Raw genomic sequence first — 17,007 nt, forward strand, 5'->3', positions numbered from 1 at the left:
AAATTATACAAATACTCGTCTTTATGTTTATGGTTACTTCCATGCATGAAAAACCAAACAGTTTGATACACGTTAAATTCTTTTTCTTACAACGTAAAAACTGAAGACATCAGATCGGAAGTAGTTGGCAGAATAGAGTACCGGCTCATCAGTATCTGTGTAGTGCATTTGTTTCAACAATAAAAGGGATTGATCTGGTTGGGAATTTAACAAAGGAGAAATATCCGCATGAAACCCGACGGGCTCAATATGTGTCACGGCATAACTGACATGTTTGCTGCCATAGTCCTCCAAAACGTGGAAAATGCTGTCCTGGTTGTGAACTTTCTCAATTGGAATAAGCTCTTTAACGATTTTATCGACACAATATACTACTGGTTCTCCATCTGCCGTTCTAACCCTTTCGATTTTCGCCAAAGAATCAATTTCTTTTGGCATAAACCTATTTTTATCTTCTATACTTGCTTCGATGATTTCAGTAGAGATATACTGCGCACCAGGAGTCTTACCTGAAGAAATGATCATATCCGTAACACTGTTCAAATTTTCTATTCCAGAAGAAAAGAGCGGCTTGGTATTAACAAAAGTACCGACTCCATGCCTTCTTGTCAGCACATTTTCTTCTTCCAGGAGCCGCAATGCCTCCCTTAAAGTGGTCCTCGAGACACCGAGTCGCTTCGATAGTTCAAATTCAGACGGAAGCTTTTCCTTTTCTTTATACAGACCATTTTCTATATCTTTTTTTAATCGATCGATGACTTGTAAATACAATTGACGTGTATCTGATCTAATTGTCATGAAATTCCCTCCGGTACTAGCGATGTTCAAGAGAAGTGAATGAGTTTTAAATATCCATGATTAATAGAGTAAATATAACACTTTTGTTACATTTAATAAATAGAATTCTAATAAAACGAATAAATTACTTTGAGTTTGAGATATTCATTTTCACATAAAAAGAGGAGGTCTCTTAAAGAAAACCCCCTCTACTTCAAAATCTTTCCCTTTTCTACTTCGAGTCTAAATCAACAATCTTTATTTGTTTAAGATGATTTTTCCTCTTGCGGTTCTGAAATAAGGACAGTTCTCGGCTTACTTCCTTCGTAAGGACCTACAATCCCCCTTGCCTCCATGGCATCAATGAGGCGGGCGGCTCGTGTATAACCGATCCTAAACCGTCTCTGCAGCATGGAGACACTGGCACTTTGCATTTCCAATATCATCTGCACTGCTTCATCGAACAATTCGTCATCCACTTCCTCTTTGACTTCGGTCTCTTCTTCTGGAATCATCTCATCCTGATACTGGGCTTTTTGTTGTTCGATACAGTGGTCGACAATCCTTTCAACTTCTTCATCCGACAAAAAGGCTCCTTGGATCCTGGTTGGTTTGGAAGAACCAACTGGAATAAACAGCATGTCTCCTCTACCCAGTAGTTTTTCCGCACCACCAGAGTCCAGGATTGTTCTTGAGTCGGTCGCAGACGACACACTGAAAGCAATCCTCGAAGGTATGTTCGCCTTGATCACACCTGTAATTACGTCGACAGATGGACGTTGTGTGGCGATGATCAGGTGGATTCCGGCGGCACGGGCCATTTGGGCGAGCCTTGTTATGGCATCCTCTACATCATTGGAAGCGACCATCATGAGATCGGCAAGTTCATCAACCAATACGACGATATATGGAAGTTGTGGCTGATTATCTTCTGCTAACTGGTTTTGTTTTTTTATATATTCATTATATCCTTCGATATTCCTCGTTCCTGTATCCGAAAACAGTTCATAACGACGTTCCATTTCCGATACTACTTTCTTTAGAGCCCTGGAAGCCTTTTTAGGATCCGTCACAACGGGAGCCAGCAAGTGAGGAATGCCGTTATAAACGTTCAATTCCACTTTTTTAGGATCAATCATCATCATTTTCACTTCATGAGGCTTTGCTCTCATAAGGATACTTGTAATAATGCCGTTGATACAAACACTTTTTCCGCTACCGGTAGCTCCAGCCACTAATAAATGGGGCATTTTGTTAAGTTCAGCCATAACTGCATCGCCTGAAATATCTCTCCCAAGCACAAAAGATAATTTGGACCCTTGTTGTGCTTGGTTGGTTTCGAGCACTTCACGTAACGAAACGGTAGATATTTCTGTGTTAGGCACTTCGATTCCGACGGCCGATTTGCCAGGGATCGGTGCTTCGATACGTATATCTTTTGCCGCCAGTGCCAAAGCAAGGTCATCATGAAGATTTACAATTTTACTCACTTTCACCCCTACATCCGGGTATACTTCATACTTAGTCACAGCTGGACCGACATGCACTTTAGTCACTTTCGCTTTCACTCCGAAGCTTTGAAAGGTTTTTTCGAGCTTTCTGACAATTGCCTGGATATGCGATCTTTCCTGTTGTTGGGTGTTATATTCCGGTTCAATTAAAAGGTCCATAGCAGGCAATCGATAATCGAAATTTTCTGTTTCCGCCATCGGCAGTGAGGCAGTTAATGCTGCATCTTCTGATTCGGAATCTGTTTGTACGGGTTCCTCTGTTGTCGTTTTGGCATCTGAATTGGAAGTTTTATTACCAGCAGAAGACTTGTCAAGCGAATAGGCTATGTCTGCAAAATCTTCGATCACGGGTTCCTCTTCATTGTGCTGCAGGGTAGATGACGGTTCCTCCTCTTCCGGTTTTTCACTCTGTTTTTTTCTACGTTTCGATTTTTTTTCAGGAGCAGACATCGGTTTTTGCTGTTTGAGAGCAGAAATCTGATCAATACAAAATCCTTTAATCGAGTTCCAGGTTTTTTCGAGCATACTTCCCAACGATATTTCGGTTAAAAACACTGCTCCGATTAAAATGGCAAATACAGCTACTATTTTGGCACCAGCAGCAGAAAATAAATAATAACTGAAAGCAAATAAAAATGCGCCAAACATTCCTCCACCCAAATTAGTAGAAGGAACATCGCCACTAATATAGGCAAATATATTATTCCATGTTGTCTTGATGATCGATGGTTCGGCAGAGTTGGACAAGATGCTTTCGAACGTCTGGATATGTGTGATTAATAGAATTCCGCTAAAAATAATATATAATCCGACAAGGCGTTTATTTATAAAATATGGCGGCTTTCTTTTGACCATTAAATAAATCCCGACCACAAGCAGCAAGATTGAAGCAGCAAAATACCACAATCCCAGAAAAAAACGGAATATGTTTTCAAGACCTGAGGGGACTGCCCCATCACTGATAGCACTCGCTCCGCTGCCCAAAACTGCAAGAAATATGAATAGCAATCCTATCAATTCATATTTCAATTGGTTTTTCAATTTTGATTGTTGTTTACGTTTTTTTCTTTTTGCCATTGTTTTATTCACCTCTGGCTTTCTACCATATGATATGTCTAAGATAGGCAAACCCTTGCCAGCAACTGACAAGGGTTATAAGTGTTGGTCTATTTAGCAAAAAAACCCACAAGCTTTGCACTTCTTATTATATCATATCGCCTTCCACTTTTGCGCGGGGAACTAACGGGAAATAATAGTACCAGGCATTAGTGAGCTATTCAGAAAATCTTGAGGATCGGTAGATAGCAATTGAATGATCCGGTAAGATCCATCTTCTGCCTTCTCCGCTTCAACCATTTTTCCATTTACCGAGATTAACTGGCGATTTGTATAGTCGGATGGATTAGGTGTGAAAATATCCTCGATTCGAAGTGGAGTATATAAAATCATTGAACCATCTTCCCATCTTTTTTATTTTCATCGATTAATTCATTCAATTTCTTCATAGCTTCTTTCACCCCGCCTATATCGTCGATCAATCCAGAATCCACTGCGTCGGTACCGACGACATTCGTGCCGATGTCCCTGGTTAGATTGCCTTTTGCAAACATCAAATCCTTAAAAGTATCCTCATCTATATTAGAATGGTTTGTCACAAATTTTATTACTCTTTCCTGCATCTTATCTAAATATTCGAATGTTTGGGGAACTCCTATCACCAGGCCAGTCAGCCTGATTGGATGGATTGTCATGGTGGCGGTCGGAGCTATAAAGGAATAATTCGTCGATACTGCTATTGGTACCCCGATCGAATGGCCTCCACCTAAGACAATAGAAACAGTCGGTTTAGATAATGAAGCGATCATTTCGGAAAGAGCCAGCCCTGCTTCTACATCCCCGCCCACAGTATTAAGCATCACGATCATACCCTCGATTTTCGGATTTTGTTCTATAGCTATTATTTGGGGGATTAAATGCTCATACTTAGTTGTCTTATTTTGTGGTGGCAGTTGAACATGCCCTTCAATTTGACCGATGATCGGCAGCACATGAATATTAGAGTCTGGCGCCTGGGGCACTGTTGATTGGCCCAACTGTTGAATCTTTTGTACCAAAGAGGATTGTTGATTATTATTTTGGTCTTGGTCATTTTTATCTTTGTTCATCTATAAAGCACGCTCCTTTTCTTTACGCATGTTAGTAGTATGAACGGCTGTTTCATATACATACAAGAAAAGGAATGGTAATATCGATGAATAAAAAAAGACGTTGGAAGTTCTATTTCCAACGTCTTTTTCTATATTGACACTATCCTATTTGTAATCGCTCTATTAATTTTTCCTTTTGGTTTTCCGTCAACTCCACCAAAGGCAACCGTACGCTCCCTACCTCTAAACCGATATGTCGCAGAGCAGTTTTAACTGGAACCGGCGACGGGGCCATGAACAAAGCCTCCATCACAGGCAGTAATTTTCGATGCATTGCTGCAGAAGATCTCACATCGCCTTTTTCGTAAGCAGCCAGCATTTTTTGTATATCGTTTCCGATGATATGAGAGGCTACCGATACAACACCGGTCCCTCCGATTGCTTTGATGGGCAGTGTCAGACTGTCGTCGCCGCTATATACGGAAAATGAATTTGTATTTTCAAGTATTCTGGATATGTTTTCCAAGTTGCCGGAAGATTCCTTGACGGAAACAATATTCGGCAGTTTGGACAGTTCTATGATTGTCTCCGGTTCCATGTTAATAACTGATCTGCCAGGAATGTTATAGAGCATTACTGGTAAATCCGTACACGAGGCAATTGACTTAAAATGTTCAACCAAGCCGGCTTGATCCGGTTTGTTATAGTAAGGTGTGACCAAAAGAACTGCATCTATTCCTGTTTTTTCGGCTTTTTTGGTAAACTCAGCAGATGCCAACGTATTATTACTGCCTGTTCCTGCTATGACGGGAACCCTTTTATTCACCACTTTCACTACATGGTTAAACAAAAGCAGTTTTTCCTCCGTACTAAGAGTAGGTGATTCACCTGTAGTCCCGGCCACCACTAAACCGTCAGAGCCATTTTCAATCAAATAATCCACCAATTCAGTTGTTTTTTCCAAGTCGATTTCCCCATTTTGATCAAAGGGAGTGACCATCGCTGTCAAGACTCTGCCAAAATCCATGGATCACATGTTCTCCTTTCACTTCACTATATAGTTGCCAAAAGTCTTCCTTGTTTATGCAGGAGAAACAAAACGGTGTTAAACAGTGGCGGAAATACTGGCTTTGCTTGCTGATATATCCAGTTCAAAAGACTTGTGGAGGGCATTTACTGCCGATTCAAGGTCTTTCTGTTTTATCAGTACCCATATTGTTGTGTGGCTGTCTGCTGATTGCAGGATATTAACATCTGCATCGGTCAGGGTTTCGACTACTTTGGCTGTCACTCCGGGAACGCCGGTCATCCCAGCTCCCACGAGGGAAACTTTGGCACAGTTTCTGGTTATGATCGGTTCATAATTCAATTCCTCCAAGATTCCGGCTGCTTTTTCGGTATATTGATCAGGAATCGTATATACCACACCTGTAGGAGAAATGTTGATGAAATCAACCGAAATACCGGCGGCAGCCATAGCTTTGAATACTTGTGAATGAAGCCGGTATGGTTCTTCGGTATCGGTAACTCTCACTTGGGTTATCTCGGACATATGGGCGATACCAGTTACAACCCTTTCAGTAATATCCCGCCCTTTTGTTTTATCTTTTGCCAAAGTTACCAAAGTCCCAGTATTTCTTGATTTTGTAGATCGTACTCTTATCGGGACTTTTGCCTGCATGGCAATTTCCACCGCGCGCGGGTGGATGACTTTTGCTCCCTGATAAGCAAGGTTACATGTTTCGGTATAAGTGATAACATCGAGGATTCTTGCCGATTTAACGACACGGGGATCAGCGGTCATTATCCCCTCTACATCAGTGAAAACATCTACAAATTCTGCGTTGAGCGCAGCTCCCAAAGCAGCTGCCGAAGTATCGCTGCCACCTCTTCCGATTGTCGTTATCTCTCCATCAGCCGTCTTACCTTGAAAACCGGCAACCACTACCACATCATGAGTCTCCAGTTCTCTTATCACTCGTTCCGTGTTGACGAATTTTATCTTTGCTTCTGTAAATTCGCTGTTTGTTTCAAATCCTGCCTGGGCTCCAGTCAAAGAAATGGAGTTGATTCCATTAAGCCTTAATTCATTCGAAAAAACGACCGATGATATCGTTTCGCCGCATGACAACAACAGATCGGTTTCTCGTCTAGATATTTTCGAATTAGGATGACCAACCAAATTCAACAACGAATCTGTGGAATATGGATCAGGTTTCCTGCCCATGGCAGAGATAACCACCACCACTTTATACCCTTGACTCATTGCATCTTTGATATGCCCGGCAGCACATTCCCTTGATTCTTTATCTCGTACAGAGGTACCGCCAAATTTCTGTACTATGATTTTCACATAAATCCACCTCTAAGTTACAGCAAGTTATTTTTAACCAGACTCTCTGCAATCTGCACAGAATTCCACGCTGCACCTTTTAACAAATTATCGGAAACTACCCATATGTGGAAACCTTTCGGATTATCCGGGTCCTTCCGTACACGGCCGACAAAAACTTCACTCTTTCCTGCCGCACTTAACGGAGTTGGATAGGATTGGCTTGCCGGATCGTCTTCAAGTGCGATTCCTTCAGCTTTTTCTAAAACGCGATGGATATCTGACACTTCCAATCCTTCTTTTTCTAATTCAATATATACACTTTCGGCATGAGATGTGAAGAAAGGTAGTCTCACACAAGTTGCTGCAACGTGTAAATCGGGAGAATGCAGTATCTTTTTTGTTTCATTGATCATTTTCATTTCTTCAAACGTATAGCCATTCTCTTGGAATACATCAATTTGAGGAAGGGCGTTAAAAGCAATCGGATAATGCTTTTCATCACCTTTTACTGGAAGAAGTTCTGCCTGCAGTTCCTCTCCATTTAAAAATTGTTTAGACTGCTCACGCAATTCTTCTGCTGCAGATGTCCCTGCTCCTGAAACTGCTTGATATGTCGAAACGATTACCCTTGATAATCCAAATGAGTCAGCTATCGGTTTCAATGCTGCTACCATTTGAATAGTTGAACAGTTAGGATTTGCTATAATTCCGTTATGATTTGCCAAATCGGCCTCATTTACTTCCGGTACGACCAATGGTACATCTTTATCCATTCGGAACGCGCTTGTATTGTCGACAACAACAGCTCCACGCTTTACAGCTTCATGGGCCAGATTTTTAGATACGGAACCTCCTGCTGAAAACAGGGCGATTTGGATTCCTTCAAAGCTTTCCGGCGTCGCCTCTTCTACAGTATGTTCTTCCCCACTGAAGTAAATCTTCTTCCCCGCCGATCTCTTAGAAGATAGTAACCTCAAGCTGTCAATCGGAAATTGTTTCTTCTCCAGGGTTTCCAGCATTTTTTCACCGACGGCCCCTGTTGCCCCCACTACTGCTACTTTATATCCTTGTTGATTCTCCATCTAAGTCATTCCTCCCTGTTTTTATCCTAGTTGAAATAAGTTTTTTTCATAATAGTTTATATTTTAACATACTAAAACAGCAGAATGTACTGTAACAGGGTGATTCACATCATTTTCGCTGGATGATCACTGGCTGTATTTGTTTATATTGCAGGGCATTTTCTACTGTTGGGAGAAGCTGATCCATATCCGCTACCATCGAATTCGGTTTCTTAACTGGATCATCCTGACCATATGGAATAAAATACATTAATTTCGTCGCCATAAGCCTCATCAAATTGACTCCATTGAGACCTAGTGCGTCGTTAGTGGATATTCCTAGTACTACCGGATTGCCATTCCTTATGGTGGCTTTAGCAGCCATTAATACTGGAGAATCCGTCAAAGCATTAGCCAGCTTGCTCATTGAGTTCCCTGTGAGCGGAGCGATAACCATGCAGTCCAACGGTTTTTTCGGACCCAATGGTTCAGCTTCTGGAATGGTTGATATTAACTCTTTGCCGGTTATTTTTTTGATTCTCTCCAAATGTTCCGCGGCTTCGCCAAAGTGTGTATCTGTCTTCTGTACTGTATAAGAAACTACCGGCACCACATCCGCTCCTGCATCTACCAGCTTTTCCATTTGTGGAAAAACAGCGTCATAGGTACAATGCGAACCAGTTAAGCCAAAGCCAATTCTTTTACCTTTAAGAGACATTTTATTTACTCCCTTCTTGTTGATGCTCTTTCAAGATTTGCGAAACAACATTCCCCAGAATTTCTCCTGCCGTTTTGGGTGCGACTATGCCTGGAAGGCCTGGAGCAGGAAGTGCTTTGATACCTCGCTGTTCGGCAAACTTGAAATCTGTACCACCCGGCTTCGATGCCAAGTCGATAATGACGGAGTGGGATTTCATCGGCCTGATAACTTCTTTGGTAACTACTAGTGCTGGAACAGTGTTTAGAAGTATATCGCATTCAGGAGAGATTTCACTTAGTTCATCAATATGAAAAGGTGTCAACCCCATTTCAGTGATGCGCGCCATTTCTTCTTTATATCTGGTACCGACCCAAACATCTGCCCCTATTGCAGCAAATTTGCTGGCCAGAGTCATACCGACTCTTCCGAAACCGAGAACGATTACCTTGGAAGAGTGGATGGTGAAATCGGTGTGCTGGATGGCCATCATTATCGTTCCTTCGACGGTTGGTATGGAGTTATAGATAGCTACATCATCCCTATTGAATAATGGAATCAACTTTATACCTGCTTTATCTGTATATGAGGTCAAAGCAGGCGTGGCTATTCCGCTGAAGACTAAACAGTTTTCAGGCAGTTGTTGAAACCACTTCTCCTTCAACTGGATCTTTTTGTTTGAAAAAACTGTCTCGATATACCCTTCACTGTCCATCCCGGGGACAGGAAGAATGATAGCATGGAGTTCATTTAATTTTAGATCTTCGAATTCAACCTGTTTTGCGCCTGTAAATCCTTGGTTTAACTGTTCGAAGCCTGTTAGTAAAAGTTCTACATCTGGGTTTCTTGTTAACTGTCGTATCATTTCTAAATATCTTGCATCACCGCCAATTACGGCAACGTTCACTTTTGGATCCATTATTTCACCTCGCATTGGGGTTATTGCATCTCTTTGTTATAGTATGAAAAACTACATTGTTAGTGACTGAAATTAATGGATATCCGCCCATGGCTAATACCTATTTCACATTGATGGCATCGCTCTTCTTATGTACATTTAAAGCCATTAAAGGTTCACTATAGAGGGAAATTGCGAACTAGTGAAAATTCATTTTGCGTGGCTTCTCCTTGTTCTGATTTTAGTTGAATGCTAACCCGACACTGCGGAAAAACACTCCCTTTCCGGGAGCAGCTCCTCAGGTTCCTTGAAAATAAAAAAGCTATTTTCAAGGAGTGCCGCATTTTGGAATAAAATATGTTTAATATGATATTTCCAATCAAAACTTCTACCAGCGTAGGCAAAACAAGTAGACTGATATGAACGAAACTGTCAAGCCCCGTTCAGATAAATATACTTTTGGCCAGCTTCAAATAAAGAGTCTTTTTAGGCTCTTTTGATCTTTTGATTCTTACGTTTCCATCCATATTCTTGCTAGCGCTATTCCTTCTTCTTAGCTTGCCAACTACTTTTCAGATGACTGAAACCCTGCTAAAAGCTAAGAATGATGGAATTATGTACCTCCTTTTTTTACACGAAGGAGATAATTACACGGCACGAAGGCAAAAATCTCTGCTTCGATAAGCATACTGATATCCGTGGGTTTTCACATTTTATCTTTCCGTTAAAGGATCTGTCACGAACTCCTGGCGTGCGTTCACCTCTTAAGGCTAGCACAAGTCTACGTCGTGCGTTATCCTATACGGTTTTCTTCTTTGCCTTCGAGCCCTATACTTATTTCCTTTGGATTAACCCTTGCCTCAAAGGATGCATATTTTAATTCCAACTAAGTCGTCTGAACGTCACCATCGGCTTCACGCGATATCGCCCAAATAAACCCTGCTAATTCTCTGGCGACTGCCGCAATGGCTTTTCCACTCTCTTTTCCTCGGCCCAGTAGCCGGAAATACTTTTTATGCAAGCGGTTCTGAGCTTTCCACGAGACCCCCAGGACATTAGTCGGGTGTCCTTTTTGTCTTTTCTTCAGTTCCCCTTTGACTGCAGGCTGGTATCTATAACTCCATGCTGCTTCGATTAAAAGCCTCCGAACATGGCGATTCCCTGTTTTGGTGATTTCTCCTAAATTGCGTGTCAACCCACTGGAACTTTCGCTTGGCACAAGCCCGGTGTATGCCATGAATTGCTTAGGGGTTTGAAATCGACTGAACGATCCTACCTCAGCTACCAGACTGGTAGCTGTAATTAGGGCAATGCCTCTTAAGGTCATAAGCGTCTGAATCATGGGTGCATGGACGCTTTCTTTGGCTTGTTCCTCCATTTCACTTTCCAGTATCTTCAGTCGCTGCTGATACTCCTTCAATTGTTGTAAATATTCTTGGAAGGTTACACGGGAAGCGGAACGTTCAAATTTTAGACTGTCCAGCCAATCCCAATATTTAGCCGTCCATGTCCTGGTACCCTTAGGAGGATGGATTTCATTTCTGAGAAGAAATTTGGTTAGTCTATGTTTAGCCCTTAATTCATCTTCCTTTACATCCTCACGTGCTCTAACTAAATCACGGAGTGCTTCATCATTTTCTGTCGGGACGTAGATTGGCGTCAGTTCCCCGGCACGATAAAGGGTTGCCAATTTTATTGCATCCCGTTTATCTGTTTTTACGCGCTCACCTGGTTTTTGTGGGATTAACGACGGTGCGATTACCTCACATTCAATATCCATACTCTTCAGAAGGCGATAGAGCCCGTAACCGGTTGGGCCTGCTTCATAACACACTTGCAGAAGTTCTGGTTCACCTAGTTTTTTCATTAATTTTCTAATCGCTTCTACCGTATAGTCAATCATACCAACATATCTTGGCTTGGAACGTCCCTCATCAGCAACTGCGACTGCAATTTTGTCCTTTGATACGTCTAGACCAACGTATTTTGTGGTATCATCCATAGTACTAGCTCCTTTCGTAATTATAGCTCTGATTTGGCTATGGGTTTTGGGCTTGCTTTACTATACCCACTATGACCAAATTAACCTACGTTGTTACGATTAAGGGGCTAGTTTCGTTCATAATAACTCCTTCAGGAACAGCGCAGGTGATAGATGAGGCGAGTAATCGCCGATAAAGGCTTAAAAAAACAGAAAAAAGCCTCTGCACTTTCGCAGAGGCTTTTGGTTCAGGAATTGATGATAATCATGTCTTCCCCGATTTTCTTAATATCTTTCCAATTGATACGGATGCTTTCGCCTTCCTTCTTCATACCAAACCACTTATAGTTCGGCACGATGAATGACTCGATTTGACCTGTTTTTTCATTGAATTCTAAATCAGTGTGACCCAGTATCCCCAATCTGGACCCAGTGCTTACGTCGACTATTTCTTTTCCGCTCAAATCTTTGTACCTTACCACAGAAGTCCCCTCCTATTATGGATTAATAGAAATATATTCTGTGGGAAGAGGTAACATGCTAGGATATTCCCATCTGTTACAAACATTAAGGAGAGATCAAAGCACTTGCATACCTATCATTGAATAAAGATTGGATAATGCGATCGGTGGAGTCATGGGTTACCGCATCTATCTCTTTTATCATTTCATCCAAAGTCCGATGCCTGTTTAATATCAGTTCATTTTTACCGTTTCTGCTCATCCTGCTGTTTGTACTTTCCAAGCTTAACATTAAGTTACCTTTAAGTTGTTCTTTGCTATTTTTCAATTCTTTATCAGTAAGACCGTTTTCAATCAGTTCGTTAATGGTTTTATCTATGGTTTCCCTTAAAAGAGGCAGCTGGTCTTTACCTGTGCCTGCATAAATGGTCAACAAACCATTATCCAAAAAAGAGCTGTGATAGGAAAACACCGAATAAGCAAGCCCTCTTTCCTCCCTTACTTCCTGGAATAAGCGTGAACTCATGCTTCCCCCGAAAATATTATTCATTACAATTAAACTGTAGATGTCGTCGTCTTCTACTGACAGGCCGTTGTATCCGAGACAAAGATGGGCTTGTTCTGTTTCTTTGCGCCTCTCGATATGCTCAGCTAAAAAGTCCGGTTTTTCAAATTTGTCATTGCTGTCCGAAGCTTGATAGCTTCCAAAGTGTTTTTCCACCTCGTTGAAGAAGTCTTCTTGTACGTTTCCGGCAATCGATACCACCACATTTTTTGGTGTATATTGCTTATCCATATAATTTTGCAATGTTTCTTTCGTAAAAGAAGCAAGCGTTTTTTCGGTTCCCAATATCGGAAATCCTAACGGATGTTTTCCGTAAGAAGCATGTGATAACAAATCATGCACGATATCGTCAGGCGTGTCTTCAGCCATTTTTATTTCTTCTAATACTACTTTTTTTTCTTTTTCCATCTCCTCTTCATCGAAAGCGGAATGGAAAAACATATCAGCCAATATTTCCAAAGCAAGCTCCTTATGACTGTCTAAGACTTTCGCATAAAAACATGTATATTCTTTTGAAGTAAAGGCGTTGACCTGACCACCGATTGCATCAAATGCTTCGGCAATGTCCTTAGCAGTTCTATTGGCTGTGCCTTTGAATAACATATGCTCCAAGAAATGAGAAATTCCATTGTTTGAATGTGTCTCATTTCTTGATCCTGTTCTTATCCAGATTCCGATTGTCACGGATCTGACAGCTGGTATATCTTCCATTACAATTCTAAGTCCGTTTGTGCAGGTATGTTTTCTTAACAAAGCCGTTCCTCCTAATTGACTAATGAATTTCTGGTTGTTGCGCAAGATACGGTTTTAATGGCTATCTTTCTTCACTAAGAAGTTTCTCTACTGTCCCTATTTTATAATTCTTACCTTTTATGTCTTTTACCAGGTCGTCTAATCCATCCCTTATGACATCTGTAGGGTGCATCAAAATCATTGCCCCCGGATGTAATTTTTCCGAGACCCTGTTCAACATGACATCAACAGTCGGTTTCCTCCAATCAATTGTATCGACAGACCAGAGTACTGTCTGCATATTCAAGTCGGATGCCAGTCGGACGACAGTGTCATTATAACTCCCGCTCGGAGGAGCGAACCAGATTGGAGTCTCTCCTGTGATAGCCTTCAAAATATCATTCGTTTGTACTATTTGTTCCCTGTTTTCCTGTTCAGATAAACGTCGCATATCAGGGTGGTTATATGCATGGTTCCCGATCAAATGTCCTTCTTCTTGAATCATTACTACTATATCCCTATTTTGGCTTGCCCATTTACCTTCGATGAAAAAATTTGCTTTCACATTGTGCTGTTTAAGGACCTTCAACATGGGTGGTATATTTTCAGTTCCCCACGCTACATTGATTAATAAGGAAACCATGTTTTTTTCCGGATGACCGCGATAAATGGGAGCGGGAGGTAAGTCTTTCAATGTAATTTCAGGCTTCTTTTGATCGAATACTAATAGCTTTTTATCAAACTTGCCGTTTTGCTCCATTTTTTCCAATGACTTCTCCATGTTGATAGTAAGTCCGTTTCTGCCAGGCATTTTCTTCCATACCCTATCTATTTTCGCATTTTGCGGAGCAATCTCGAATTCTGATGCTGCTGCTTGTATTTTAGATCGGAGACTTTCATTACTGGAAGCAACTTCCATCGATAAAGGGTTGGTCTTTTCAAGATAATCGTACTCGAAAGGATTAATAGAAAATGGCATCGCTAATCGGACAATTATTAAAAAACTGAGCAAATGAATGACCCATCTGACCACCTTGATCCCCCCTTTTCTAACAAGTTATGTTAAAGGGGGACAAGGTAGAACATTCCTGGTCAAGTAGTTATTCGATCAACCCACTTGCAACAATCTTCAGGACTTTTTCCATAAAAAAAGAAACTGGCAATCCAGCTTCTTGTTTTTTAAAAAAGATTTCAGCGATTTGGAATATCTAGCTGTTTTCCTGTTTTTTTTGTTCGATTAACACTGCTTTTCGTGAAAGGTTGACCCTACCTTGGTTATCAATTTCTTTAACTTTGACCATTATCTCATCACCAATGGCTACTACATCCTCAACCTTGCCGATCCGTTCTTCGGCCAATTCAGAAATATGGACAAGGCCATCTTTTCCTTTGAATAATTCAACGAAAGCACCGAATTTTTCAATACGGCGAACTGTCCCTAGATAAATCTCTCCAACTTCCACTTCACGGACAAGGTCCTCGATAATTTTCTTGGCCTTTTGGTTCATATCCGCTTCTGTTGAAGAAATAAACACTCTGCCGTCTTGTTCAATATCGATTTTCACACCGGTTTCTTCAATAATTTTATTGATTTGTTTCCCGCTTGGACCGATTACATCCCTAATCTTGTCAGGGTTTATTTGCATTGTAAGGATCTTAGGCGCATATTGGGAAAGTTGCTCCTTCGGTTCCCCGATGGTTTCAAGCATATGGCCAAGAATGTCCATTCTGCCTTTTTTAGCCTGTGTAAGAGCTTCTTCAAGGATTTCTCGTGACAATCCTTCTATTTTGATATCCATTTGCAATGCTGTTACACCTTTTGCAGTTCCGGCCACTTTAAAGTCCATATCGCCCAGGAAGTCTTCCATTCCTTGAATGTCAGTAAGGATTGTGTAATCTTCTCCCTGTTTTACAAGTCCCATCGCTATACCGGCAACAGGTGCTTTAATTGGTACACCTGCATCCATCATTGCTAAAGTACTGGCGCAAATGCTTGCCTGGGAAGTCGAACCATTGGACTCGAGTACCTCTGATACAAGACGAATGGTGTATGGAAATTCCTTTTCAGAAGGCACCACTACCTCCAATGCTCTTTCACCTAGCGCACCATGACCGATTTCCCGGCGTCCTGGACCTCTGATTGGACCTGTTTCTCCCACACTGTATTGAGGGAAATTATAATGATGCATAAATCGTTTCGATTCTTCTAGATCCAAGCCATCCAAAATTTGCACATCGCCCAAAGCACCGAGTGTACACACGCTTAATGCTTGGGTTTGTCCACGTGTAAATAATCCAGATCCATGAGTACGAGGTAAAACACCGATACGTGAAGACAGCGGACGGATCTCATCAATCTTACGTCCATCAGGTCTCACTTTTTCCTTGGTGATCAAACGTCGTACCTCTTCTTTCACCAGTTTATCAAGGATTCCTTTAACATTTTTGATTGTTTCTTCTTCAGCTTCTTCCTCTTCATAAGAAGCAATGATCCGTTTCTTAACCTCATCAATAGCTAATTCGCGGGCATGTTTTTCCTGTACTTGAATAGCTTCGATTAAATCAGGGTTGGCTTTTGCTTCCACTTGTTCTGTGAGCGAAGGATCCAATTGAAAGAGTGTTACCTCTGCTTTTTCTTTGCCGACTTCAGCGATGATTTCCTCTTGAAATGCCACTAATCGCTTGATTTCCTCATGGCCGAACATGATTGCTTCCAACATCACTTCTTCAGGTACTTCGTTAGCGCCTGCTTCCACCATGTTGATCGCATCCTTTGTACCGGCAACAGTAAGGTTCAATTCGCTTTTTTCCTGTTGTTCAATTGATGGATTAATGACAAACTCTCCATCAACGCGCCCAACGATAGCACCGGCAATAGGACCGTCAAAAGGAATATCTGAAATACCAAGTGCCAATGAAGAGCCGATCATCGCTGCAACTTCACTCGAGCAGTTTTGATCAACACTCATTACTGTGCTGATAACTTGGACTTCGTTCCGGAATCCATCTGGAAACAACGGACGGATCGGGCGGTCGATTAGCCGTGAAGTCAGCACTGCTTTTTCACTCGGACGTCCTTCCCGTTTGATGAACCCTCCAGGAATTTTCCCCACGGCGTATAGTCGTTCTTCATAGTTGACAGTCAATGGGAAAAAAGGTAAATCCTTCGGTTCTTTTGATGCTGTTGCAGCAGTTAAAACGGATGTATCTCCGTATTGAATCATACAGGCACCATTAGCTTGTTTGGCGAGTTCTCCGACTTCCACTGTAAAAGGATGACCGGAGACTTCTGTAGTAAATACTTTCTTCTCTGCCATTGTAAGTAGTGCTCCTCTCTGTGTTTAGTATAAGAAAGAGTGCCCTTGTATATGAGGTTGTTCCAATGCACAAAAAATATTATGGTTATTCTATTCCGATAAATCTCCAGAATTATGCATGGTCCTCTATAAAGATACCTCTATGTACTCTTTTTACGTACAGAAAAAGCGGGAATACTCCCGCTTTTTTAAACAAAATTAACGACGTAAACCAAGTCTTTGAATTAGTTCGCGATAGCGAGTTACGTCTTTTGCACGTAAGTAATTCAAAAGATTACGGCGTTTACCTACCATTTTTAACAGACCGCGACGTGAATGATGGTCTTTTTTATGGACACGAAGATGCTCGTTCAAGTTTGTGATTTCCTCAGTAAGTACAGCAATTTGCACCTCTGGTGAACCTGTGTCATTTTCGTGTGTTTTGAAATCATTGATGATTTCATTTTTGCGTTCTTGTGTAATAGCCATTTTTATTCCTCCTAAATAATTTAAAAATCCCCATTCCCCTAGCAAGCGCCGGAGATT

Annotated in this window: 15 protein-coding genes; all 15 read right to left on the bottom strand. The window is 41.4% G+C overall.

The genetic code is table 11. The annotated features are described in order from the left end of the window. Positions 1-72 precede the first annotated feature (72 nt). Entirely contained in the window at positions 73-798 is a 726-nt protein-coding gene (locus CZ434_RS03970) for a GntR family transcriptional regulator (RefSeq protein WP_077621911.1), read from the bottom strand. Between the two features lie 245 nt (positions 799-1,043). Then, complete coding sequence (locus tag CZ434_RS03975) at positions 1,044-3,365, bottom strand: FtsK/SpoIIIE family DNA translocase (RefSeq protein ID WP_077621912.1); 2,322 nt, start codon at positions 3,363-3,365, stop codon at positions 1,044-1,046. A 162-nt stretch (positions 3,366-3,527) separates the two neighbouring features. Further along, positions 3,528-3,737, bottom strand: coding sequence for a YlzJ-like family protein (locus CZ434_RS03980; RefSeq protein ID WP_077621913.1), 210 nt, complete (start codon positions 3,735-3,737; stop codon positions 3,528-3,530). After that, positions 3,734-4,453 carry a ClpP family protease gene (locus tag CZ434_RS03985; RefSeq protein WP_077621914.1) on the bottom strand — a complete coding sequence of 240 codons (720 nt, stop codon included), beginning with the start codon at positions 4,451-4,453 and terminating at the stop codon, positions 3,734-3,736. Before CZ434_RS03985 ends, CZ434_RS03980 begins: the two co-directional genes overlap by 4 nt. Before the next feature lie 142 nt (positions 4,454-4,595). Next, positions 4,596-5,462, bottom strand: a complete 867-nt coding sequence (gene dapA, locus CZ434_RS03990; RefSeq protein WP_077621915.1) for a 4-hydroxy-tetrahydrodipicolinate synthase — start codon at positions 5,460-5,462, stop codon at positions 4,596-4,598. A gap of 78 nt (positions 5,463-5,540) precedes the next feature. Beyond that, positions 5,541-6,788 (bottom strand): aspartate kinase, encoded by a 1,248-nt coding sequence (dapG, locus tag CZ434_RS03995; protein WP_077621916.1) that lies wholly within the window; start codon positions 6,786-6,788, stop codon positions 5,541-5,543. Between the two features lie 17 nt (positions 6,789-6,805). Further along, positions 6,806-7,852: an aspartate-semialdehyde dehydrogenase gene (locus CZ434_RS04000; protein WP_077621917.1), complete on the bottom strand. Its 1,047-nt coding sequence runs from the start codon at positions 7,850-7,852 to the stop codon at positions 6,806-6,808. A gap of 109 nt (positions 7,853-7,961) precedes the next feature. Continuing rightward, entirely contained in the window at positions 7,962-8,549 is a 588-nt protein-coding gene (gene dpaB, locus CZ434_RS04005; RefSeq protein WP_077621918.1) for a dipicolinate synthase subunit B, read from the bottom strand. Between the two features lies 1 nt (position 8,550). Then, the gene (gene dpaA, locus CZ434_RS04010; protein ID WP_179107165.1) at positions 8,551-9,447 is read right to left on the bottom strand and encodes a dipicolinic acid synthetase subunit A; all 897 of its coding nucleotides are present in this window, start codon (positions 9,445-9,447) and stop codon (positions 8,551-8,553) included. 865 nt (positions 9,448-10,312) lie between these two features. Further along, entirely contained in the window at positions 10,313-11,428 is a 1,116-nt protein-coding gene (locus CZ434_RS04015) for an IS110 family RNA-guided transposase (protein ID WP_077621189.1), read from the bottom strand. A gap of 227 nt (positions 11,429-11,655) precedes the next feature. Then, a complete protein-coding gene (locus tag CZ434_RS04020; protein WP_077621919.1) occupies positions 11,656-11,889 on the bottom strand; it encodes a YlmC/YmxH family sporulation protein in 234 nt (77 codons plus the stop codon). Positions 11,890-11,974: 85 nt separating this feature from the next. After that, the gene (locus tag CZ434_RS04025) at positions 11,975-13,186 is read right to left on the bottom strand and encodes a M16 family metallopeptidase (RefSeq protein ID WP_077621920.1); all 1,212 of its coding nucleotides are present in this window, start codon (positions 13,184-13,186) and stop codon (positions 11,975-11,977) included. A 61-nt stretch (positions 13,187-13,247) separates the two neighbouring features. After that, positions 13,248-14,198 (bottom strand): polysaccharide deacetylase family protein, encoded by a 951-nt coding sequence (locus CZ434_RS04030; protein WP_245830920.1) that lies wholly within the window; start codon positions 14,196-14,198, stop codon positions 13,248-13,250. A 175-nt stretch (positions 14,199-14,373) separates the two neighbouring features. After that, positions 14,374-16,482 carry a polyribonucleotide nucleotidyltransferase gene (gene pnp, locus CZ434_RS04035; protein WP_077621922.1) on the bottom strand — a complete coding sequence of 703 codons (2,109 nt, stop codon included), beginning with the start codon at positions 16,480-16,482 and terminating at the stop codon, positions 14,374-14,376. A 198-nt stretch (positions 16,483-16,680) separates the two neighbouring features. Beyond that, entirely contained in the window at positions 16,681-16,950 is a 270-nt protein-coding gene (gene rpsO, locus CZ434_RS04040; protein ID WP_077621923.1) for a 30S ribosomal protein S15, read from the bottom strand. Between the last annotated feature and the right edge of the window lie 57 nt (positions 16,951-17,007).

The sequence above is a fragment of the Sediminibacillus massiliensis genome (assembly GCF_900156915.1).
In the GTDB taxonomy this organism is placed as follows: domain Bacteria; phylum Bacillota; class Bacilli; order Bacillales; family Amphibacillaceae; genus Sediminibacillus_A; species Sediminibacillus_A massiliensis.

Excerpts from the sequence above, each read along its gene's own strand:
- CZ434_RS04015 (WP_077621189.1), bottom strand. The coding sequence starts at position 11,428 with ATGGATGATACCACAAAATACGTTGGTCTAGACGTATCAAAGGACAAA.
- CZ434_RS03970 (WP_077621911.1), bottom strand. The coding sequence starts at position 798 with ATGACAATTAGATCAGATACACGTCAATTGTATTTACAAGTCATCGAT.
- pnp (WP_077621922.1), bottom strand. The coding sequence starts at position 16,482 with ATGGCAGAGAAGAAAGTATTTACTACAGAAGTCTCCGGTCATCCTTTT.
- rpsO (WP_077621923.1), bottom strand. The coding sequence starts at position 16,950 with ATGGCTATTACACAAGAACGCAAAAATGAAATCATCAATGATTTCAAA.
- CZ434_RS03975 (WP_077621912.1), bottom strand. The coding sequence starts at position 3,365 with ATGGCAAAAAGAAAAAAACGTAAACAACAATCAAAATTGAAAAACCAA.
- dapA (WP_077621915.1), bottom strand. The coding sequence starts at position 5,462 with ATGGATTTTGGCAGAGTCTTGACAGCGATGGTCACTCCCTTTGATCAA.
- CZ434_RS03980 (WP_077621913.1), bottom strand. The coding sequence starts at position 3,737 with ATGATTTTATATACTCCACTTCGAATCGAGGATATTTTCACACCTAAT.
- CZ434_RS04000 (WP_077621917.1), bottom strand. The coding sequence starts at position 7,852 with ATGGAGAATCAACAAGGATATAAAGTAGCAGTAGTGGGGGCAACAGGG.
- dpaA (WP_179107165.1), bottom strand. The coding sequence starts at position 9,447 with ATGGATCCAAAAGTGAACGTTGCCGTAATTGGCGGTGATGCAAGATAT.
- CZ434_RS03985 (WP_077621914.1), bottom strand. The coding sequence starts at position 4,453 with ATGAACAAAGATAAAAATGACCAAGACCAAAATAATAATCAACAATCC.
- dpaB (WP_077621918.1), bottom strand. The coding sequence starts at position 8,549 with ATGTCTCTTAAAGGTAAAAGAATTGGCTTTGGCTTAACTGGTTCGCAT.